A 20,195-nucleotide genomic window follows, 5' to 3' on the forward strand; every position below is an offset into this window, starting at 1 on the left:
ACCCATCAATCTGAACCCGTTCGGACTGAGTAGGCCCGTCAGGGCCGTATCGAAGGCGCTACCCAGCACGAACGGTGAGCGTCTTTCTGATCTTGGTGAATACTTATTTTTTATTCGATTAGCGCAAACATGAACCCTATCCAACGCTTCAACACCAATGCCCGCATGAGCCAGCTGGTGGTGGCCAACGGCTTTGCCTTCGTCTCCGGCCAGGTGCCTGACAACGCCGGCGCACCCATCCCGCAGCAGGCCAGCGAAGTGCTGGCCAAGATCGATGCGCAGTTGCAGGCGCAGGGCATCTCTCGCGAGCAGATCGTCTCGGCCAATGTGTGGCTGTCCAGCCCGGAGCATTTCGCCGCCTTCAATGCGGTGTGGGAAGCCTGGGTGCCGACCGGCCATGCGCCCACGCGGGCCTGCGTGCAGGCACTGCTGATGCTGCCGGGGCTGGATGTGGAAGTGGCCGTCGTGGCCGCGCTCTGATCGACCACCGGGAGCATGAGCATGAGCGCAGCAGAGCGGGTGGACTACCTCATCATCGGCGCCGGCATTGCCGGCGCTTCCATCGCCTACTGGCTGGCGCCGCATGGCAGCGTGCTGCTGCTGGAGCGCGAGTCCCAGCCGGGCTATCACAGTACCGGCCGCTCGGCCGCGCTCTACATGGAAAGCTACGGGCCGCCGCAGGTGCGGGCGCTGACCTGCGCCAGTCGCGCCTTCTTCGACCATCCGCCCGAGGGCTTTGCCGAACATCCCTTGCTCACGCCGCGTGGTGCGCTGTTCTATGCCGGTGCGGCCTTGCGGGCCGAGCTGGATGAGCACGAAGCGCTGGTGCGCTCGGTATCGGACAAGGTGCAGCGCCTGGACCGCGAGCAGACCCTGGCGATGGTGCCAGTGCTGCGCGGGGAAGACCTGATCGGCGCGGTCTATGAGGAAGAAGCCAGCGACATCGACGTGCATGCCCTGCACCAGGGTTTCCTGCGCGGTGCGCGCGCGGCCGGTGCCCGGCTGCTGTGCCATGCCGAGGTGCAGGCCATCGTGCGTGACGAGGCTGCACAGGAGTGGCAGGTCGGCACCTCCCAGGGGCCGTTGCGCGCCGGGGTGGTCATCAATGCCGCCGGTGCCTGGGCCGATCAGATCGGCAGCCTGGCCGGAGCCGCCAGCATCGGTCTGCAACCCTGCCGTCGTTCTGCCTTTACCTTTGCGGCGCCACCTGACAGCGCCCACTGGCCGATGTTCATGCCGGTGGACCAGGCGTTCTACATCAAGCCCGACGCCGGCCTGCTGCTGGGGTCCCCGGCCAATGCCGATCCGGTGCCGCCGCAGGATGTGCAGGCCGAGGAACTGGATATCGCCATTGCCATCGACCATATCCAGAACGGCACCACCCTGGAAATCCGCCGGCCTGCGCATATCTGGGCCGGTCTGCGTTCCTTTGTGGCCGATGGCAGCTTCGTCGGTGGCTACGATGCACAACTGCCGGGCTTCTTCTGGGCGGCCGGGCAGGGCGGCTATGGCATCCAGTCCGCCCCCGCAGCCGGCGAGGCCTATGCGGCGCTGGTGCGCGGCCAGTCGATACCGGAGCATATCGCCCGCTTCGGCGTGCAGGCCGACGCCCTGAGTCCGGCCCGGATCGGCTGAGGCCGCGGCCTTTGCTGATGCCTGTGCCGATCGCCTTGCCATCGACGTCAGGCATCAGGCCGAGGCATCCCCGGACCGCCCATCCTGCCCGGCCTTGCCACTGACCACCGTGTGGGGCGGCTGGTAATCCGCAACGCGGTCGCGTCCGTCGTCCTTGGCCCGGTATAGCGCGCGGTCGGCGCCGGCAAAGATGTCCTCGATGCGGGTCTCCGGACGCGGCGCGCAGGTGTATACCCCCGCACTGATGGTGACCACGCCATGGGCGTTGCCTTCATGCGGGATCGCCAGCGCCCGGACAGCGTCCACCACCTTCTGCGCAATCCTGTGCGCCCCGGCCAGGTCGGTATCGGGCAGCAGAATCGCAAACTCTTCTCCGCCGTAGCGCGCCGCCAGGTCGCCTTGCCGGCGCTGCACCATCTGCAGCGTGCGGGCAATGTCCTGCAGGCAGTAGTCGCCCTGGATGTGGCCATAGAGGTCGTTGTATTTCTTGAAGTAATCCACATCCAGCATCACCAGTGACAGCGCGCTCTTGCTGCGGCTGGCGTTCTGCATCACCAGTTGCAGTTGTTCATCCAGGTAGCGCCGGTTGGGAATGCCGGTCATGCCATCCAGCATGGCCTGGGCGCGCAGGTTCTCGGTGAGCAGCTTGAGGGACAGGTTCTTCTTTTCGATTTCATCCTCGGCACGATCGCGCATGCGGACCACGCGCAGCAGGTAGGCGGTCAGCAGACCGATGATCAGGGCCGCGGCGACGATCACCAGCAGTTGTGAAGCCTGGGCGGCGTGCCAGTCGGCCAGCATCTCGTCGTGGGCCAGGGCGGCGCTGACGAAGAGCGGATAGTCCGGCACCCCCGTGACGTAGTGCAGCCGTCGTATGCCGTCCTGCATCGAGTTGATGTCGGCCCAACCGGAGGAGCGTTGGCGTACGTGATCCCGGTAGAGCGGCAACTCCACCATGTTCTTGCCGAGGAACTGTTCGCCAAAGGGACGGCGCAGCAGCATCACGCCGTCGCGGCTACCCAGCAGCAGCGAACCTTGCGCCCCGATATTCACCTCGTCGAAGAGACGCTGGAAATGCTCCAGACTCACGCCCAGCCGGAATTCTCCGGCCGGCTTGCCCTGGCGCATGCGCGTGCGGGCCAGTGGGATCACCCAGTGACCGGTGACGCGGCTGATCATCGGCGCGCCGATCTTCAATCCGCCTTCCGAGGTGGATGCCGGCCCGTCGGGACTGGTGGAGAGGGTGGTGGTGGACATATTGCTGCCAGCCGGCCAGCGTTGCAGGATGCGGCCCTGCTCGTCGATGACCAGCAGGGTGTCCATCTCGGGAAAGAGCCGGCTCTGTCGATTGAGCAATTCCTCCACCAGCTTGCGCATGTCACGCCGATCCAGCGGATTGTTGTTGTCCAGTGCGGCGATTTCCTGCAACAGCAGGTCGGCTGCGCGAAAACTGAGATTGACCTGGGTGGCCAGACCGGTGGCGATATTCATGGTGGCCGTCTGCCCCGACTTCAGCGCTGCCTGGCGTCCGGCCAGGCTGCCGTTGAGCAGGGCATAGCCGAACATGGCACTGCCCAGGATGGCCAGCACGATGGACGTGATCCTGACCTTGTTGTTGAGACGTTTGAGGGGCATGGCGTTTCTCCGCGGTGACAACGAGGCTATCATGTCAACTTGAAATCAAATTAATCAAATTAACCAATTGTATTTTAGCGCATCCGTGCTTTTATTTCCTTTGTTGCAATGCTTTGTGCGCGGGAAAGACGGGCGCATTTGATGTGCATTAAATGCCCTGTTGTTTTGTTGGCGCGAATGCTTATCGCTTAGATAGCGGGTTTGCGGCTTGTTGTGACGGGTCTCGGCGGGAAAAGATCATCGTTCCTCGCAGCATCGATGTCATCTTTTCATGACATGAGAGTCGCATGAGGTCAAAATCCAACGCTATTACCGTATTTGTCGAATTTAATAAATAAATCGTTTATAGTCGGGGAATTCCGGATGCGGGAGTGAGCCCGGATAAGCGGATTCAGGGTGGTTTGGGAGCTGAAGTATTCATACAAGGGGGAGTCAACATGAAAATCACGGATATCAGGATCAGCGTTCGGCTCGGTGCCTGCTTTGCGGCGCTGATCGTGGTGATGTGCGTCATCGCCGGAGTGGGCATCAAGAACCTGTGGACGGTGAGTGCCGCCACCGAGGAGATCGTCAACGACCGCTACGTCAAGGTCGCCATCGGCGCCCAGATGAGCGACAAGATCAATACCGCCGCACGCAGCCTGCGCAATGCCATCCTGGCGCGCAACCCGGAGGAGGCCAGGAAATACCTCGATCGGGTCGAGCTCAATACGGCTGAAGTCGGCCAGCACCTGGCGCAGATGGACAAGCTGATCAACACGCCGCGTGGGCGTGAATTGATGGATGCGCTCAAGCAGTCGCGCGACGATTACACCCGCGAGCGCAAGAAGGTGGTCGAGCTGATCCAGCAACAGAAGAGGGACGAGGCAACCACCCAGCTGTTCGATCAGACCATCGCGGTGCAGGACAAGTATTTCGCCGCGCTCAAGGCCATGACCACTTTCCAGTCCGAGCTCATGGACAAGAGCGTGGAGCGTGCCAACGCCGCCTCCGCTATGGCGGTCAACATCATGCTGTTGCTGTCGGTGGCCGCCGTCATCCTGTCGGTGCTGTGTGCGGTGCTGATCACCCGTTCCATCACGCGGCCGCTCAATGAGGCCGTGGAAGTGGCCACCGCAGTGGCGGCCGGCGACCTGACGGTGCAGATCCACGCCACCTCCCGCGATGAGACCGGTGCGCTGCTGGCGTCACTGAAGGCTATGAATGACAACCTGCATCGCATCGTCACCGAAGTGCGGCAGGGTAGCGACACCATCAATACCGCTTCGGCCGAGATTGCCACTGGCAACTTCGATTTGTCCTCGCGCACCGAGCAGCAGGCCGGTGCACTGGAAGAGACGGCCTCGGCCATGGAGGAACTGACTTCTACCGTCCGCCAGAACGCCGACAATGCACGCCAGGCCAATACGCTGGCAGAGACCGCGTCGGCCGTGGCGATCCAGGGTGGCAGTGTGGTGGGCGAGGTGGTGCAGACCATGGGCGAGATCAACGATGCCTCGCGCAAGATCGTGGACATCATCAGCGTGATCGATGGCATTGCTTTCCAGACCAATATCCTGGCCTTGAATGCGGCGGTGGAAGCGGCGCGGGCCGGTGAGCAGGGGCGCGGTTTTGCGGTGGTGGCTTCGGAAGTGCGCACGCTGGCCCAGCGCAGCGCGGCGGCGGCCAAGGAGATCAAGGGCCTCATCGACGCATCGGTGGAGCGCGTGGAAAGCGGCAGTCGTCTGGTGGAGCAGGCCGGTTCGACCATGAGCGAGGTGGTCGCCAGCGTCAAGCGGGTGACCGACGTGGTGGCCGAAATCAGCGCCGCCAGCGGTGAACAGAGCGACGGCATCGAGCAGATCAACCAGGCCATCGTCCAGATGGATGAAACGACCCAGCAGAACGCGGCCCTGGTGGAGCAGGCAGCTGCGGCGGCGCAATCGCTGCAGGAGCAGTCCGGCCGTCTGTGCGAGACCGTCAGCATCTTCCGGTTGAGCAGTGGCGAAGTGGCACGTAGTCCAGCCGCCGGTGCGGTCAATATGGCGCCGGCGCGCAGCGTGGATATCTCGCCGCATGCGCCGGCCTTGCCGCGCAAGCCGCAGGCCAGGAGCATTCCGGCCGTGGCCAAGGCCTTGCCGGCGGCACCGGCACCGGCCAGGGGTGCAGCGGTGGCTGCGACAGAAGGGGATTGGGAGCAGTTCTGATCCCTGAGCGTTCAGTGCCTTGCAGTGTCGACAGCGCGCCCATCGGGCGCGCTTTTTTTTGTCAGCGCCGGGTACTACGGCAGGGTGATGCCCTTTACCTGGGTCAGGCGCTGCAGGGCTTCTTCCAGTGGCAGACGGGCGCGTCCGGCGGCAATGCAGAGCGACCGGTGCAGCGCTGCTTCTTCTGTCGATTCATCTTCGCACTGGCGGCTGTAGCGCTCGAAACCGGCCAGGGCGGTCAACAGCTCGGCCAGGTGGCGCGGGCATTCGCACTGCATGCGGTCGGATGCCTCGGAGATCAGGGCCAGGTCGCTCTCGCTGAAACGCGGCAGCGGTACGCTGGCTTCATCCTCCGATGAGGTGGCCGTGGCCGACAGTTCGATGCGCTGGATATGGTTGCCCAGCCAGTCGGCGTCCAGGCCATCCATGGGTTTGCGCAGCAGTCGATGACCGGCCTGTTCCAGGCGCGCCACCACCTCCGCCGAGCCGAAGCGGTACAGGATCAATACCGGTACCTGGGCCAGGGCGTGCCGCAGCTCGTTCAGCCGCAGGTCCAGGTCGCTCTCCAGCACCGCGCTCTCCAGCACCAGCATGTCGCTCTCCACGCCGCGCAGGTCCAGTTGATCCAGCGACTCGACGGCGACGGTGATCCTGAAATGCTGTCGCACCAGTGCCTCTCTGCCAGCCTTGGTGGAAATCCAGGGGCCGACCACGGCCAGTCGCTTCGACGCCGACATCGCTGCGCCCTGGTCGCTCGCGGGTGTCTCCGTACCCGGCAAGCTCAGGGTCAGCGACTCCAGCTCCTGTGGTGACAGGGCGGCCAGCTTGCCGATCCGGTGTCCGGCGTCGACCAGCCGTTTGATCCAGCCCAGTCGCTGCAGGTCGTCCTGCGAATAGGCGCGCTGGCCACCGCCGCTGTGCTGCGAGGAGGTAATGCCGTAGCGATGCTCCCAGGCGCGCAGGGTCTCCACTGACATGCCCAATTGTCGCGCCACGGCGCCGGGCCGTAGCAGGGGGAGATCGGTCAGGTCGTCGGGTTGAGGGGTGACATGATCCATTGTTTTTTTGGCAATTAAAAATAATTTGAAGAAATACGGATATTTTTCCTATTTATCCGTTCAAATCCGTTGCATTTTGAATTTAAGCACAAATGCACCGAAAAGATGCGTGTTTGTTTTAGTGATTTTTATCAGTATGTCACGCATTTGCAAGATTGTGAACGTGAAAAATAAAAAAGCAAGCGGCGCCCGCGGTGTGCGGGGCGCCGTCTCTCCAGGAACCTTGTCTGTCTCAACGGAAAAATAATCATGAAACTCTCTGACCTGAAAATCGGCACCCGCCTGTATATCGGTTTCGGCATGGTGGCCGCCATCCTGGTGATCCTGGTCAGTGTGGCCTACGCCAACTTCGCTCGCCTGGGGGCCGCCAATGAATGGAACGTGCATACCTACGATGTGCGCGACCAGGTGCAAGGCATGCTAGAGAGCCTGGTCAACATCGAGACCGGCCAGCGTGGCTTTTCCCTGACCGGCAATGACGCCTCGCTGGAGCCCTACCAGCTGGGCAACGCCAGCTTCAAGCAGTATCTGGCCAAGGCCCGTGAGCTGACCGCCGACAATGCGGCCCAGCAGCAGCGCCTGCAGCAGATCAGTGAGGCCGAGGCACGCTGGCTGGCCTCGGCCATCGACCCGGCCATCGCGCTGCGGCGCGCGGTGCGTGACGGCCGTGAACAGATGGCCGCCGTGGTGAACTTTGAGCAGGCCGGCAAGGGCAAGACCGAGATGGACCGCATGCGCGCCCTGCTGGGCGAGATGGATCGCGCCGAATCGTCCCTGCTGAGTACCCGCGCCGAGGAAGCTGCCAGCCTGAAGTCGGTGACCGGCAACACCCTCATCGGTGGCGGCGTCATTTCGGTGGTGCTGGCGATGCTGCTGGCCTGGTGGTTGTCCAACAACATCACCCGCCCGCTGGCTACGGCCGTGCGCCTGGCACGTCAGGTGGCCGGTGGCGATCTGACGGCGCGCATCCAGGTGAGCTCGCGGGATGAAACCGGCGAACTGCTGGCTGCCCTCAAGGAGATGAACGCCAGTCTGGTGGGCATCGTCTCCGGTGTGCGCCGGGGGACCGACATGATCGCCACTGCATCCTCGCAGATCGCAAGCGGCAACCTGGACCTGTCCTCGCGCACCGAGCAGCAGGCCAGCTCGCTGGAGGAAACCGCTTCCTCGATGGAAGAACTGACCTCCACGGTGCAGCAGAACACGGCCAATGCCCGCGAGGCCAACCGCATGGCGCAGGCGGCGTCGGATATCGCCAGCAGCGGCGGTGGCGTGGTCAGCCGGGTGGTGGAGACGATGGAAGATATCAATGCCTCTTCGCGCAAGATCGTCGACATCATCAGCGTGATCGATGGTATCGCTTTCCAGACCAATATCCTGGCGTTGAATGCCGCCGTGGAAGCGGCGCGCGCTGGCGAGCAGGGGCGCGGCTTTGCCGTGGTGGCCACCGAGGTGCGCAGCCTGGCGCAGCGTTCGGCCGCAGCGGCCAAGGAGATCAAGGCCCTCATCAGTGATTCGGTCGCCAAGGTCGAATCCGGCAGTGTGCTGGTCAACGAGGCCGGCGACACCATGCGCGAGATCGTCCAGAGCGTGCAGCGGGTGAGCAACATGATCAGCGAGATCAGCGCCGCCGGTGAAGAGCAGCGTTCCGGCATCGAGCAGGTCAGCCAGGCGGTGGGGCAGATGGACCAGGTGACGCAGCAGAATGCGGCACTGGTGGAAGAGGCGGCAGCGGCTTCGCAATCGCTGCAACAGCAGGCCCAGGAGCTGGCGCAGGCGGTGAGTGTGTTCCGTATCGATGCCGCCCAGGTGCAGGAAGAGGCAGCGCCCTTGGTGGCGAAGGATACGGTTGCGGCCCCGCGCAGCGTGGGCAATACTGCAGGGCGTACTGCCAGCCACACTGCGCCGCGCACCCCGCGTGAACCGCGCCTGAGCACACCGCTGCCCGCCCGCCAGCTGGCTGGCGGCACCGATGAATGGGTCACCTTCTAAGCCTGCCATGCATGCCGACATCCTGAGACTGGACAGCGCACTGTGCGTGCCGTCCGAAAAAGAACAGCGGCGCCTGGCCGTGCTGGACAGCTACTGCCTGCTCGACAGCCAGCCCGATGCGCTGTGCGACCTGGTCACCGACCTGGCCGCCAGGCTGTTCCAGACCGAGATCGCGCTGGTCTCGCTGGTGGCGGAGAACCGTCAGTGGTTCAAGTCCCGGCACGGGCTGCAGGCGCAGTCCACGCCGCGTTCGCAATCCTTCTGCAGCCACGTCATCGAGCAGGACCAGGTGATGGTGGTGCTGGATGCCTGCCAGGACCCACGCTTTGCAGACAACCCGCTGGTCACCGGCGAGCCGGGCATCCGCTTCTATGCGGGGGCTTCGCTGCAGACCAGGGAAGGCCTGTACCTGGGGACGCTGTGCGTGATCGGCAAGTCGCCGCGTCAGCAGTTCAGCGACGAGGAAGCGGCCACCCTGCAGCGGCTGGCGGCCATCGTGATGGCGCGGCTGGAAATCCTGCGCGACGCCAGCTATGTCGACAGCCTGACATCGCTGCCCAATCGTAGCCGCCTGGTAGGCGACCTGCAGACGCTGCGCAGCGTCGACGGCCGGCTCGACAAGCTCACGGCGGTGGCGGTGGCGGTGGAGGTGTGCGAGCACGTCTATCTGGCCGACATGATCAAGGCGCTCGGCTGGGATTACGTGGAAGGCTTCCTGATCGAAGCCAAGGAACGCCTGCGCCAGGCACTGGGAGGCATCGCGCTCTATCGCATCGGCACCACCAGCTTTGCCTATCTAGAGCGGCGCGACGTCTGGCAGGCCCAGGCCGAGCAGATCAAGGAGGCCTTCGCGGCGACCGTGGCGTATCAGGGGATTCCGCATCATCTGGACATCTCGGTGGGGATCGTGCCGATGTCGCAGTGCGCGGACGACAATGAACTGGTACCGGCGCTGCTGACCGCCATCGACGTGGCGCGGGAATGCGGCAGCCTGCAGTGTCATTACGAACAGCCGCTGGGGCGCATGCAGAAGCATTCCTTCGAATTGCTGTCGGCCATCCCCGGGGCACTGCTGGCCACCGATGAACTGTGGCTGGAGTTCCAGCCCAAGGTGGCGCTGATGTCAGGCCAGTGTGCAGGGGTGGAGGCGCTGCTGCGCTGGCGCCACCCGGTGCATGGGCCGATCTCGCCGGGCCTGTTCATCCCGCTGGCGGAAAAGACCGCCCTGATCCGCCAGGTCACGCTGTGGGTCCTGCAGCACGGCATTGAGCAGGCTGCTGCCTGGATGCGCCAGGGCCGTGCCATTGCAGTGGCCATCAACGTGTCGGCACGCGACTTCGACAACGACGATCTGGTACATGCGCTGGCCACGCAATTGCAGCGGCACCGTCTGCCGGCCGGGCTGATCGAGATCGAGTTCACGGAGAGCGCGATGAGCAAGAATCCGGAAAAGCTCTACGGCAAGATCCAGGAAATCAAGCGACTGGGAGTGAAGGTGGCCATCGACGATTTCGGCGCCGGCTTCAGCAACCTGAGCTATCTCAAGAACATTCCTGCCGATTATCTCAAGATCGACCAGTCCTTCATCCGCACCATGGAGAGCAACTACTCCGACCAGCAGATCGTGCCGTCGATGATCCATCTGGGCCAGAAGCTGGGATTTGCGGTGGTGGCCGAAGGCCTGGAGACCGAGAAATGCCGGCGCATCCTGCAGCACCTGGGCTGCGAATACGGGCAGGGCTATGGCATCGCCCGACCCATGGCGGCCGCCGATACCTGGGACTGGATCGCGGCCCGGGATTGAAGCGAACGGCCGGTCGCTTACGGCCGCGCTTGCGATGAGGATTGGTGAGGAGTATATTGCCGGGCAGAAATATAACGATGGAGACTATCCACATGCCCCGTCCTGCCCCCCTCCTGCTGCTTCTCCTGAGCGCCTCGGTGTTGATGCTGGGCGGCTGCAGCCGCTCGCCCAAGGAACAACTGGCCTATGAACACGCCGAGCTGCAGTACCAGATCAATGTGCGCAATGCCGAACGGGCGCGTAGCGGCGACCAGCCTGCCGTGCCGGTGGAGGCGGGTAGCGCGGGTGGCGGCGAATGAGCGGACCTGCGTAAGCGCATCCCGGCGCGGGCTCAAGACACATCCTCACTCCCCGGCCCTCTCTGCTGGTCGAGCGCTGCATTGACCAGGGCTTCCACGGCGAACAGGTCACCCTCACGCAGCAATTGACCCACCCTGGATTGGAACCCGGCACACTGCGGATGCTGCTGCAGTAGCGCATCGCACCAGTCCAGCAAATCCGAGACCGCACCACTGTCGATCAATACGCGTGCCTGCTGCAGGCTTTCCTGCGGCGGCAGTGGCCTCGGTCCGGCAGTATCCTCGGCCGCCTCGCTGGCGGCTGGAACGGCTGCGACCGTCCCGACCGCTGCGACCGTTCCTGCCAGCGCCGCGCCCAGCTGCGGCAGCGGCAGGCCCAGCAGGCGTGCCAGGGTTTCCTGCAATTCCATGAAGTTGACCGGCTTGAGCAGGCAGGCATCGAATGCCAGGTCATCGGGTCGGTCTGTTGGCGGCCGCAGGGTTGCCGACAGCAACAGCACCGGCACGCCCGGCAGATGCTGGCGGGTGGCCCGCAGGACCTCGCCTCCCTTTGCCGCGGGGAGCAGGTAGTCGGTCAGCACCAGCGCCGGAGCGGGTTTGTCGGTCTGCGTGATGCGTGCGATGGCGGTTTCGCCGTCTGCATACCGTTCCACCTCGAAGGCCAGCATTTCCAGTTGCTCTACCAGCAGGTCGGCGATGTCGGGACTGTCCTCCACCACCAGTAGCCGGCGACCAGTTCCATCGATGAGGGGATGCGTGTTGCTGTCTTCGCGACAGTCGTCACGGGCAATGTCCTGTTCGTCCGCCATGGCGACCGGCAGCTGCAAGGTCAGGACAGTGCCTTGACCTGGCTGGCTGTGCAGGGCGATCTGCCCGTCCATCTGCTGTATCCATTGACGTACCAGGGCCAGCCCCATGCCCAGGCCAGGTTGCGTGCGGTCGGCCCCGGCCCGTTCGAAAGGCTCGAACACGCTTGCCTGGTAGTGTAAGGGAATGCCGCTCCCCGTATCGCTGACCCGCATTTCCATGACACCCATGCCGGAGCGCACGGCCGCCGCCTGCCAGCCGACTTCCAGCCTGATACTGCCCTCGCGGGTGTACTTGGCAGCATTGTCGAGCAGGTTGCCCAGGAGGCGGCGCAGCCGGGGGGCGTCGATCCTGAGCACCGGTGGCAGGGCCGGCGAGACCTCAAGGCTGAAAGCATTGTGCTGCCGTCGGGCCAGGGCCGCGCCTTCCTGGCCGATGGTCTGCAGCAACCCATGCACATACAGGGGCCTGGGTTGCGACAGGTCCATGCGGTCGCCGTGGGCGTAGTCGATGAGGTCATTGATCATGGACAGCATGTGGCGGGCGCTGCGCACGATGATGCGTCCATACCGCCCTTGTTCGCCACCGGCGGCCTGTAGCATGTCGGCAAAGCCGAGGATGGAGGTCAGCGGGGTGCGCAGATCATGGCTGATGCTGGTGAAAAAGCCATTCTTGGAATGACGGGCCTGATCGGCAACCTCCAGGGCGGCGCGCAATTCACTGGTGCGATGGTTGACCTCCTGTTCCAGCTTGAATTGTTCGCGCACGCGCAGGGAGAGCACGGACCACTGCATCTGCTCGAACTTGTGATGCAGTTGCAGGGCGCGCCCGACGACCATCGTAGAGGCCACGCCGAGCAGGCCGAGCTGGAACAGGGTGGCGAACTGCCAGTCCGGCAGGATGCCGTGTGCAATCAGGCCGTTGAGCTCCAGCATCTTCAGCCACATCGCCGACCAAGCCAGGCCAAAGGAGATGGCCAGCAAGCGCGCATTGTCCAGCCCGTGGCGCCAGCCATGCAGCATCGATGCGGCCCACATCAGATAGCAGGTGGCGGCGATGGCATTGGCCACTGGGGCGGTGGCGCGGAAGTCGCCTGCTGCGATCCATGTGGTCACCACGATGAGCACCACGCTCATGACGTCGTAGATCCGCTTCCAGCGCCTTTCCCAGCGCGGCAGCTGATCCAGGCTGACCAGCACGTAGCTCATCCTGAGATGGAGCAGGGTGGTCAGGCAGCCCAGCGTGACGGGGAGGCGTACCAGCCAGCTGCCACCTCCGGGTAGCAGGTAGAGGTAGAGATAGCCCTGGAAGCTGAGGATGAAGAGCAGCGCCGAGCAGATCCACACTGCCATCAGCACGGAACCGCGATCGCGCCACTCCACGCCCTGGATCAACGCGTACGTCACCAGCACCAAGGCGATGCCGATGACGAAGGCCTGGATGGCCAGTTCGCGACCTTCTTCCTCCCGGAACACGGCGGGTTCCCACAGCGCCACACCCAGTTCGATCACCGAGCTGCCGGCCACCCGCAGCACCATCGTGCGTTGCTCGCCCGCTGCCAGCGTCAGCGCAAACAGGGCAGTGCGACCCTGCACCTCGCGGCGCGCAGAGGTGTACTTCGTGCCGGCGAACTGCGGCGGCTGCCAGCGTAGTCCGGCCCCGGGGACACCGGTCGTGAGCGGTTCCGAGAGATGCAGTTGCACCTCCTGCAGGCGCGCCGATCCCATGGCCAGCCAGCGTGTGACGGGGACGGGACTGTCGTTGCGCAGTTGCCCACGCAACCAGAAGGCCCCTTCGCGATAGCCCTCCTGCAGGACGGAGACGTTGATGTTCTCCCACTCCGTGCGCTGCATGGCGGAAGACAACTGCTCCGTGGCCCCCTCATCGCGCAGCAATTGCAGATACTGGGTGATGGACTCGCTGTACTGCAACCGGGACAGATCGATGGCCTGCGCCGAGCAGGCTGCTGTGGGCCACACCAATGCGACCCACAGGACAGGCAACAAACACCAGCGTGACGCCCACATCATCGCAATGGCTAGCGGCGGAACTGGCTGGGCGGCATGCCGAAGCGATCCCGGAATGCCGTGGAGAAGTTGGCGGTGTTGCTGTAGCCGATCGCCAGCGCAATGGCACCGATGTCCAGCGTACTTTCGGAGAGCAGGCGCCTGGCTTCCTTCATGCGCTCTTCGCGCAGGAAATCAAAGACCGTCACGCCGCAGCAATGCTTGAAGGCGACGGAGAGGCGACGCGCATTGGTCCCCACGGAGGCGGCCAGGACATGCAGACCCATCGGCTGGTCGATTTTTTCCAGTATCAATCGGCGCGCCGCCTCGAACAGTACGACATCGAAAGTGCTGTTGTTGACGGAAGTCCCCACCGTTGCCGGTGAGACGTCTGCGGCGCTGCTGCCGGACGTGTTTGGCAGGGGCGCCAGCTCCTGGTGCACCGGTGAGCGCAGATGCACGCACAGGCGCAGTCGCACTTCCTCGAAATCGAACGGTTTGGTCACGTAATCCACCGCACCTGCCCGTAGACCCGAGATCTTTTCTTCACTGGCATCGGCTGCCGAAAGGAAGATCAGCGGGATGTTGCGGGTGACCGAATTGGCCTTGAGCAGGCGGCAGCTCGTGAGCCCATCATAGACCGGCATGCGGATGTCCATCAGGATCAGATCGGGCCGCACAGTCTGCGCCTTGTGGTAGCCGTCCTGCCCGTCCCGTGCGACATACAGTCGCGCCCGTGGCGCAGCAGGAAACCGGAGAGCTGCATGCGGTCCTCCTCGGAGTCATCGACAAGCAGGATGCGCTGTCCGGCCAACAGGCCGGTGTGTGCGGTATGTGTGGCGTGTGTGTTGAGTTTGGTTCTGTGGCTCATGTTCACCTCGTGAAGAATGTTCGGAAGTTACGACGGGAAGTTACCCCGAAATGGAGGCGAAGCGACGCAATAATTCCGTTTGGGAACATATTTTTCCCGCTATCAAAACATTGAGGGCAACCAGCAAAATAACGACGAGGGGAGACCGGATTTTTTTCGGTATGCATCGCGTTCATGCTGCCGAATGCGTCGTGGCCATAGCAAATTTCGGCAATGCCTTCCATGATCAGACTGGCAGAATCGACCGAAAGATGTCGGCGAAAAATATTTTTCCTTCATCAATAAAAATCCGTGAAAGACGCAAAAGCCGACGCGTGAAAATCTAAGTTTTCTTCTATAAATTCCTTCATCGCCAAGTCTGGAACCGCGATTGGAAAAGGGGAAGGACGCATTGGCAGTTTTTGGCTGATCGGATTCCCTTATTTTTTTCGATCAGGCCGCTCAAGAATGAATGCGAGTAGTAAGGAGAAAACGAAATGGCCAATATCTTGTTGATCGAAGAAATTCAGCCGAGCCGGCCTCGCCGCGGCAGACGCGTCATACGCAAGCTGATGGAGCAACAGGGACACAAGGTGCTGAGCGTGATGGCGGATGGCGAAAAGCTGTTGATGCCGACGCAGGATTGCGACATCGCCGTCGTTGACGTCGGACAGGCCAGCGGGACCGGCTACACGGTGACCGAACAACTCCGCGCCGCGCATGGCAGTATGGGCATCCTGCTGCTGGCGGGACAGGAAGAGACCGCAGCCCAGCGGGTGATCGGGCTGCAGCGTGGCGCAGACTTCTGCGAAGCCAGACCGGAGCAGACGGATCTGCTCAATGCCTATATCGATGTGCTGCTGCGTCGGGTCGCGTCAGAAGTCTGGCGGCTCGATACCAAGGCACGCACCTTGCGGGCACCCCGAAATGATGCGGTGGAGATCAACGTGCGCGAGGTCGCATTGCTGCGCGCGCTGGCCGATAGCGCACGCAATGTCGTGGACCGCCCGACCATCGCCCACGCCTTTGGTGCCGACTGGATCAGCTTTGACGAGCGCGTGCTGGAAAAGACCGTCAGCCGGCTTCGCCGCAAATGGCGTGAGAGCACCCTGGGCGACTTGCCCCTGCGTACTCTGCATGGCGTGGGCTATTGCTTCACCGAAGCGCTACAGGTGCATTGAGAGGACAACTGACCGGGCTTCTGGCGCGGCCGCCGTGACTGCGGTCGGTTCAGTTCTTGCGCGCGACCCAGTAGGTCGCGCCGGCATCGCCGTAACGTTCGCTATGAGGCGTGCCGGGCTGCACCTGGAAGCGGTCGCCCGCGACCAGGCGGCGCTCTGCTGTGCCACCAAGCGTCAGGAACATCTCGCCCTGGACGACCAGGGCGTTGGCTTCGAAGGGGTGGGTGTGGGTGTCGAGGACGGTGCCCCCGTCCCAATGTCGTTCTACGACTTCGTCATAGCCTCGTGCCAGCATGGTGTCGCGAAACTGGTCGAGTGTGATGTCAAGGATGGGGGTATCGAGGGTGGCGGCTGGCTGGTTCATGGCGGTTTCCGGATGGCTGACGACGGTTCAAGGAATGGCGTGTCGTCACACTATAGCGCTGCCCGGAAAGCCTTGCTGGGCGCGGCCCGGGTGTCAGCCATCCGTCAGAAACCCGTCAGAGATTCGTCAGGATGACGACGGCGACGCCTCATGAAAGACCTCGCCCAGGCCCGCCGCTGCACTCAGTCCAGTTTGGCCTGGCGCTGGTTGCCGGCCACCACGAACTTGCCGGCGCCGAGGTGGTGCAGGGTATGCAGATCGGCATTGGCGTCGGTGAAGGACCAATGACCGTTCTCGAAGATGCGGGCATCGGCGGCGGCGCTGACCACCTCGCCAAAGAAGGTGTCATAGGCCTGCTCGGTATGGCTCTCCTTGATCCAGCGACACTCCAGCCACGCAGCGCAGCCTTGTTCCAGCACCGGCATGCCCAGCACCGGGCCAGTGCCGGCATTGATATGGTGGCGCGTGAACTTGTCGGTATCGCGACCGCTTTCGCTCCCTACGGCATAGGTCAGGTCCATCTGCGCGGCACCCGGGACGATGATGCCGAAGCTGCCCGATTGCATGATCAGTTCGCGGGTATGGGTGCTCTTGTCGATCACCACCGCGATGCGCGGCGGCGTGAACTCCACCGGCATAGACCAGGCGGCGGCCATGATGTTGCGCTGCCCGCCATGGGCGGCCGTAATGAGTACCGTGGGGCCGTGATTGACGAGGCGGCTGGCGTGTTCCAGGGCGACGGGGCGGAAATGACTGGGATGGGACAAGATCGACTCCTTGGTTTGCATTCACTCAACGGAAAGGATGGGAGGCAAGTCATCAATGCACTTGGCGAGCACTGTGGTGTAGGGTTTCTTACTTCTGCGCTAGGGGAAACGCAGATTGCGATGAAAGAAATGGCCTATGCATCAACGATTACCTCAAATTGGATACGTTTTTTAAGGTGTCATTGGCTTCGCACAAGTCAAAGGTGTACGGAAACTATAGAACACTTTTTGTTAGTAGACGTGGATTGAGTCACCCCAAAAGAGATCGTAACTTTCCGTGGGGCGAGAATTTTAAATTTATAAAGTCTAAATTTAATTTGAGTTCTGACGTCGCCTGCTCTCTGCATAGCATGCCTCTACGAAAGCGGATTGGATGCAATTTTCATTGGCGACTATTTGATTTACAACTGCCAAATAATGGCCAACGGAGATTCAGAATCTGCTTGGCAAGCCTCTGTGTGAGTGTTTTAGATAGAGAGCCGTCTGCCGGCTCCTTTTCCACTGGTATGGGAGTCGGCAATGCCATTTGATACTTGGATTCTTTTTTGTGTCTCTGCGTTTTTTTCTGCGGCTTCCCCGGGGCCGAGCGTAGTTCATGCCATGAAGCTGGCCGGGAATAATGGGTTTAGACGGGCAACCGCCTCAATTATCGGCAATACATTTTCGATCATCATCATATGCGCGGTCGCATCGGCGGGTTTGGCGATGTTGGCTCTTGATGGCCCGTCATTTTTTCTTGTTAAATTATTGGGCGCTCTCTATTTGATATATTCCGGTGTAAAGACATTCCTTGCAGCGGATGAGGAATTAATTGGCAAAGATGGTCGCAAAAAAACCTATATGGCGTGCATGTTGGAGGCCATCCTGATATCCGTTACTAACCCCAAGATATTTGTTTTTATAGCGTCCTTCTTCCCCCAGTTTTTGTCGAAGAAATATGATGCCGCCACTCAGCTTGTGGTGATGACTTTGACATTTTCATTTTTTACTTCTGCAACCTTGATTGCATATTCATTATTCGCGGCACTAATGTACAAAAAAAAACTTGCCCGAGTCTTTCTGAACAAGGGGTCGGGTATTGCTCTCATACTCTTCGGCGGATTCATGCTCGTGCAGTAGTCATTCAGCTGACCCAAAAAAATCGCCGCCGGTGACGAAAGCCACCGGCGGCGATTCTTTTGGTTGGACGCTCAAGGCATCAGTTATCGTCCTGTCATGCGGTCATGCTCATAGGCTGACTTACTTGCCCCAGTTCAGCACCACCGGGTCCAGGCGACGGGCCACGCGCAGCAGGCCTTCGCGCACCTTGGGGTGCATCGGTGCCTGCGGGTGGCGCAGCATGTCGGACTTGATCACGCCGCCTTCGAGCATCAGCGCCTTGCAGGCGGCCAGGCCGCACTGGCGGTTTTCATAGTTGATCAGCGGCAGCCAGTGCATGTAGAGCTCGGCGGCCTTTTCGGTGTCGCCGGCCATGTAGGCGTCGACGATCTTGCGGATACCATCCGGGTAGCCGCCGCCGGTCATGGCGCCGGTGGCACCGGCGTCGAGGTCGGGGATCAGGGTGATGGCTTCTTCGCCGTCCCACGGGCCGACCACGGCGTCACCGCCCAGTTCGATCAAATCGCGCAGCTTGGAGGCGGCGCCGGCGGTTTCGATCTTGAAGTAGGAGACGTTTTCGATTTCCTTGGCCATGCGTGCCAGGAAGGGTGCCGACAGCGGGGTGCCGGCCACCGGTGCGTCCTGGATCATGATGGGGATGTCGATGGCTTCGGACACGCGTGCATAGAACTCGTAGATCTGCTTTTCGGACACGCGGAAGGTGGCGCCGTGGTAGGGCGGCATCACCATCACCATGGCGGCGCCCGCATCCTGCGCGGCGCGGCTGCGCTCGGCGCAGATCTGGCTGCCGAAGTGGGTGGTGGTGACGATCACAGGCACGCGTCCGGCGACGTGTTCCAGCACGGTGTTCTGCACCTGCACGCGCTCTTCGTCGGAGAGCACGAACTGTTCCGAGAAGTTGGCCAGGATGCACAGGCCGTTGGAGCCGGCATCGATCATGAAGTCGATGGCGCGCTTCTGGCCTTCCAGGTCGAGCTGGCCGTGTTCGTCGAAGATGGTGGGGGCGACCGGGAATACGCCGCGGTAGATAGGGGTGCTCATGGAGTCTCCGTCATGGTTGTCGTGGGCCATCGGTGGATGGCGGCTTGCAATGGCGATCAATATACGTGCGCCCACCGGGGCTGTATAGTGAAGACTTTCCATCATGTGATCGCTTTTTGGAATCACCCATGAAACCCACGCCCAGCCTGCAAAGCCTCCAGAGTCTGCTGTCCCGTCTGCGCATGAAGCAGCTGCAGCTGCTGATCGCCCTGGACGAGCACAAATCCCTGCACAAGGCCGCCAGCGCCCTGGCCATGACGCAATCCGCTGCCAGCAAGTCGCTGGCCGAGCTGGAATCGATGCTGGATGCGCAATTGTTCGAGCGCACCAAGTCCGGGCTGATCCCCAACCAGTTCGGCCATTGCGTGATCCGCTATGCGCGGCTGATGGCCACGGACTTGGGATCGCTGTGCGAGGAAATGGCGCAACTGCGCTCCGGGCGCGGTGGCCGGCTGGCCATCGGGGCGGTGATGGGGGCAGTACCGGAGATGGTGGTGCCGGCGGTGGATGCGCTGCAACGGCGCCATCCCGAGCTCAGCATCGAGATCGTGGAAGATACCAGCGTGCAGTTGCTGGGCTTGCTGGACGAGGGGCATCTCGACCTGCTGGTGGCGCGCGCCAGCGTGTCGGACCATCCCGGCAAGTATCACTACCAGGCCCTGTCGGAGGAGCCGCTGTCGGTGGTGGTGTCGGCCGAGCATCCGCGTCCGCGTAGTCGGCAACTGCAGCTGGCGGCGCTGGCCGGCTATCGCTGGGTGACCTATCCCAGCCACATGCCGCTGCACGCGGTGCTGGAGCGCGAGATGGATCTGGCCGGGGTGACCATGCCGGGCAATGCCATTTCCACGGCATCGACCTTCGTGACCGTGGCGCTGCTGCAGCAGGGGACGGACATGGTGTCCATCCTGCCCACGGCCGTGGCGGAGATGTTCGTCCGGCGCGGGATGCTGCGCATCCTGCCGGTGAAGCTGCGCTCGATGTCGCAGACCATCGGCATCGTCACCCGAAAAGGGGGGCAGTTGTCGGGGGCGGGGGAGGCGCTGGTGCGGCTGCTGCGGGAGCGCTCGGCGCTCTGAGGTTTTGGTCACCGTACTGCCCAAGGCGTTTATCGCTTCCGGTGTCACTCCGGTGACATAGCTTCCTTGCTTTTCGGCTGATCTTGTCCCGCTTGAAGGTCATGCCTCCAGGCGGCAAGCAATGCCGCGACCTCACTGACCCTGGCGAAGCCTTCCTTGCGGGCAAGTTCTGCCCCAAATGTCCAAAGCGCGTCATCCTGAACTGCATCCTTGCATGCGGGTTCTCCGTCATTCATTTCATGTTTCCCAGAAGCACCGTTTCCGGCAAAGGGCGAAGTATCGCCTGTGGCCGTTTAAACCCGGGTCAGATGCGAGACATTCACCTGATCCATGCAAAAAATTTGAGCATCTTTACAACTGGTGTAATGGTATAGT

The 20,195-nt window shown here is 62.3% G+C and carries 16 protein-coding genes and 1 pseudogene; 9 read left to right on the top strand and 8 right to left on the bottom strand.

The window, feature by feature from the left end:
* The first annotated feature begins 129 nt into the window (after positions 1 to 129).
* A complete protein-coding gene (locus tag HBH1_RS01005) occupies positions 130 to 480 on the top strand; it encodes a RidA family protein (RefSeq protein WP_102661242.1) in 351 nt (116 codons plus the stop codon).
* Between the two features lie 21 nt (positions 481 to 501).
* The gene (locus HBH1_RS01010) at positions 502 to 1,635 is read left to right on the top strand and encodes an NAD(P)/FAD-dependent oxidoreductase (RefSeq protein WP_102661243.1); all 1,134 of its coding nucleotides are present in this window, start codon (positions 502 to 504) and stop codon (positions 1,633 to 1,635) included.
* Between the two features lie 54 nt (positions 1,636 to 1,689).
* Here HBH1_RS01010 and HBH1_RS01015 read toward each other — a convergent pair whose 3' ends face one another.
* A complete protein-coding gene (locus HBH1_RS01015) occupies positions 1,690 to 3,270 on the bottom strand; it encodes a GGDEF domain-containing protein (protein ID WP_102661244.1) in 1,581 nt (526 codons plus the stop codon).
* A gap of 437 nt (positions 3,271 to 3,707) precedes the next feature.
* Between HBH1_RS01015 and HBH1_RS01020 the strand changes: the two genes are divergently transcribed.
* The gene (locus tag HBH1_RS01020; protein WP_102661245.1) at positions 3,708 to 5,456 is read left to right on the top strand and encodes a methyl-accepting chemotaxis protein; all 1,749 of its coding nucleotides are present in this window, start codon (positions 3,708 to 3,710) and stop codon (positions 5,454 to 5,456) included.
* 74 nt (positions 5,457 to 5,530) lie between these two features.
* Here HBH1_RS01020 and HBH1_RS01025 read toward each other — a convergent pair whose 3' ends face one another.
* Positions 5,531 to 6,514, bottom strand: coding sequence for a MerR family transcriptional regulator (locus tag HBH1_RS01025; protein ID WP_102661246.1), 984 nt, complete (start codon positions 6,512 to 6,514; stop codon positions 5,531 to 5,533).
* A gap of 249 nt (positions 6,515 to 6,763) precedes the next feature.
* Here HBH1_RS01025 and HBH1_RS01030 point away from each other — a divergent pair, with 249 nt between their 5' ends.
* The 3 genes from HBH1_RS01030 to HBH1_RS01040 all read left to right on the top strand — a co-directional run bounded on the left by HBH1_RS01030 (position 6,764) and on the right by HBH1_RS01040 (position 10,609).
* Positions 6,764 to 8,506, top strand: a complete 1,743-nt coding sequence (locus tag HBH1_RS01030) for a methyl-accepting chemotaxis protein (protein ID WP_102661247.1) — start codon at positions 6,764 to 6,766, stop codon at positions 8,504 to 8,506.
* A gap of 7 nt (positions 8,507 to 8,513) precedes the next feature.
* Positions 8,514 to 10,310: a sensor domain-containing phosphodiesterase gene (locus HBH1_RS01035; RefSeq protein WP_102661248.1), complete on the top strand. Its 1,797-nt coding sequence runs from the start codon at positions 8,514 to 8,516 to the stop codon at positions 10,308 to 10,310.
* 92 nt (positions 10,311 to 10,402) lie between these two features.
* A complete protein-coding gene (locus HBH1_RS01040; RefSeq protein WP_233207482.1) occupies positions 10,403 to 10,609 on the top strand; it encodes a hypothetical protein in 207 nt (68 codons plus the stop codon).
* Between the two features lie 32 nt (positions 10,610 to 10,641).
* Here the strand turns inward: HBH1_RS01040 and HBH1_RS01045 are convergent, their stop codons facing one another.
* Together HBH1_RS01045 and HBH1_RS01050 are read right to left on the bottom strand one after the other, a co-directional pair.
* On the bottom strand, positions 10,642 to 13,395 hold the full coding sequence (locus tag HBH1_RS01045) for a hybrid sensor histidine kinase/response regulator (protein ID WP_233207483.1): 2,754 nt from the start codon (positions 13,393 to 13,395) through the stop codon (positions 10,642 to 10,644).
* Positions 13,396 to 13,454: 59 nt separating this feature from the next.
* Positions 13,455 to 14,293: pseudogene (locus HBH1_RS01050) on the bottom strand (response regulator).
* Positions 14,294 to 14,769: 476 nt separating this feature from the next.
* Between HBH1_RS01050 and HBH1_RS01055 the strand changes: the two are divergent.
* Positions 14,770 to 15,453: a response regulator transcription factor gene (locus tag HBH1_RS01055; protein WP_102661250.1), complete on the top strand. Its 684-nt coding sequence runs from the start codon at positions 14,770 to 14,772 to the stop codon at positions 15,451 to 15,453.
* A 49-nt stretch (positions 15,454 to 15,502) separates the two neighbouring features.
* Here the strand turns inward: HBH1_RS01055 and HBH1_RS01060 are convergent, their stop codons facing one another.
* Both HBH1_RS01060 and HBH1_RS01065 read right to left on the bottom strand, forming a co-directional pair.
* Positions 15,503 to 15,817 carry a cupin domain-containing protein gene (locus HBH1_RS01060; protein ID WP_102661251.1) on the bottom strand — a complete coding sequence of 105 codons (315 nt, stop codon included), beginning with the start codon at positions 15,815 to 15,817 and terminating at the stop codon, positions 15,503 to 15,505.
* Positions 15,818 to 15,999: 182 nt separating this feature from the next.
* Positions 16,000 to 16,584, bottom strand: coding sequence for a flavin reductase family protein (locus HBH1_RS01065; RefSeq protein ID WP_233207484.1), 585 nt, complete (start codon positions 16,582 to 16,584; stop codon positions 16,000 to 16,002).
* A gap of 519 nt (positions 16,585 to 17,103) precedes the next feature.
* Between HBH1_RS01065 and HBH1_RS01070 the strand changes: the two genes are divergently transcribed.
* On the top strand, positions 17,104 to 17,703 hold the full coding sequence (locus tag HBH1_RS01070) for a LysE family translocator (RefSeq protein WP_102661253.1): 600 nt from the start codon (positions 17,104 to 17,106) through the stop codon (positions 17,701 to 17,703).
* Positions 17,704 to 17,823: 120 nt separating this feature from the next.
* On the opposite strand, the gene HBH1_RS01075 is transcribed toward HBH1_RS01070, so the two are convergent.
* Positions 17,824 to 18,744 (bottom strand): dihydrodipicolinate synthase family protein, encoded by a 921-nt coding sequence (locus tag HBH1_RS01075; RefSeq protein ID WP_006463214.1) that lies wholly within the window; start codon positions 18,742 to 18,744, stop codon positions 17,824 to 17,826.
* Positions 18,745 to 18,872: 128 nt separating this feature from the next.
* On the opposite strand from HBH1_RS01075, the gene HBH1_RS01080 reads away from it, so the two are divergent.
* A complete protein-coding gene (locus HBH1_RS01080) occupies positions 18,873 to 19,820 on the top strand; it encodes a LysR family transcriptional regulator (RefSeq protein WP_006463213.1) in 948 nt (315 codons plus the stop codon).
* Between the two features lie 44 nt (positions 19,821 to 19,864).
* Here the strand turns inward: HBH1_RS01080 and HBH1_RS25320 are convergent, their stop codons facing one another.
* Positions 19,865 to 20,056 (bottom strand): hypothetical protein, encoded by a 192-nt coding sequence (locus HBH1_RS25320; protein WP_102661254.1) that lies wholly within the window; start codon positions 20,054 to 20,056, stop codon positions 19,865 to 19,867.
* Positions 20,057 to 20,195 lie beyond the last annotated feature (139 nt).

This window comes from Herbaspirillum sp. BH-1 (assembly GCF_002870055.1).
GTDB classification, from domain to species: domain Bacteria; phylum Pseudomonadota; class Gammaproteobacteria; order Burkholderiales; family Burkholderiaceae_D; genus Herbaspirillum; species Herbaspirillum frisingense.

Coding starts and splice junctions, on each gene's coding strand:
- HBH1_RS01010 (WP_102661243.1), top strand. CDS start 502: ATGAGCGCAGCAGAGCGGGTGGACTACCTCATCATCGGCGCCGGCATT.
- HBH1_RS01040 (WP_233207482.1), top strand. CDS start 10,403: ATGCCCCGTCCTGCCCCCCTCCTGCTGCTTCTCCTGAGCGCCTCGGTG.
- HBH1_RS01075 (WP_006463214.1), bottom strand. CDS start 18,744: ATGAGCACCCCTATCTACCGCGGCGTATTCCCGGTCGCCCCCACCATC.
- HBH1_RS01055 (WP_102661250.1), top strand. CDS start 14,770: ATGGCCAATATCTTGTTGATCGAAGAAATTCAGCCGAGCCGGCCTCGC.
- HBH1_RS01060 (WP_102661251.1), bottom strand. CDS start 15,817: ATGAACCAGCCAGCCGCCACCCTCGATACCCCCATCCTTGACATCACA.
- HBH1_RS01035 (WP_102661248.1), top strand. CDS start 8,514: ATGCATGCCGACATCCTGAGACTGGACAGCGCACTGTGCGTGCCGTCC.
- HBH1_RS01080 (WP_006463213.1), top strand. CDS start 18,873: ATGAAACCCACGCCCAGCCTGCAAAGCCTCCAGAGTCTGCTGTCCCGT.
- HBH1_RS01015 (WP_102661244.1), bottom strand. CDS start 3,270: ATGCCCCTCAAACGTCTCAACAACAAGGTCAGGATCACGTCCATCGTG.
- HBH1_RS01020 (WP_102661245.1), top strand. CDS start 3,708: ATGAAAATCACGGATATCAGGATCAGCGTTCGGCTCGGTGCCTGCTTT.
- HBH1_RS01005 (WP_102661242.1), top strand. CDS start 130: ATGAACCCTATCCAACGCTTCAACACCAATGCCCGCATGAGCCAGCTG.
- HBH1_RS01070 (WP_102661253.1), top strand. CDS start 17,104: ATGCCATTTGATACTTGGATTCTTTTTTGTGTCTCTGCGTTTTTTTCT.
- HBH1_RS01030 (WP_102661247.1), top strand. CDS start 6,764: ATGAAACTCTCTGACCTGAAAATCGGCACCCGCCTGTATATCGGTTTC.
- HBH1_RS01025 (WP_102661246.1), bottom strand. CDS start 6,514: ATGGATCATGTCACCCCTCAACCCGACGACCTGACCGATCTCCCCCTG.
- HBH1_RS25320 (WP_102661254.1), bottom strand. CDS start 20,056: ATGAATGACGGAGAACCCGCATGCAAGGATGCAGTTCAGGATGACGCG.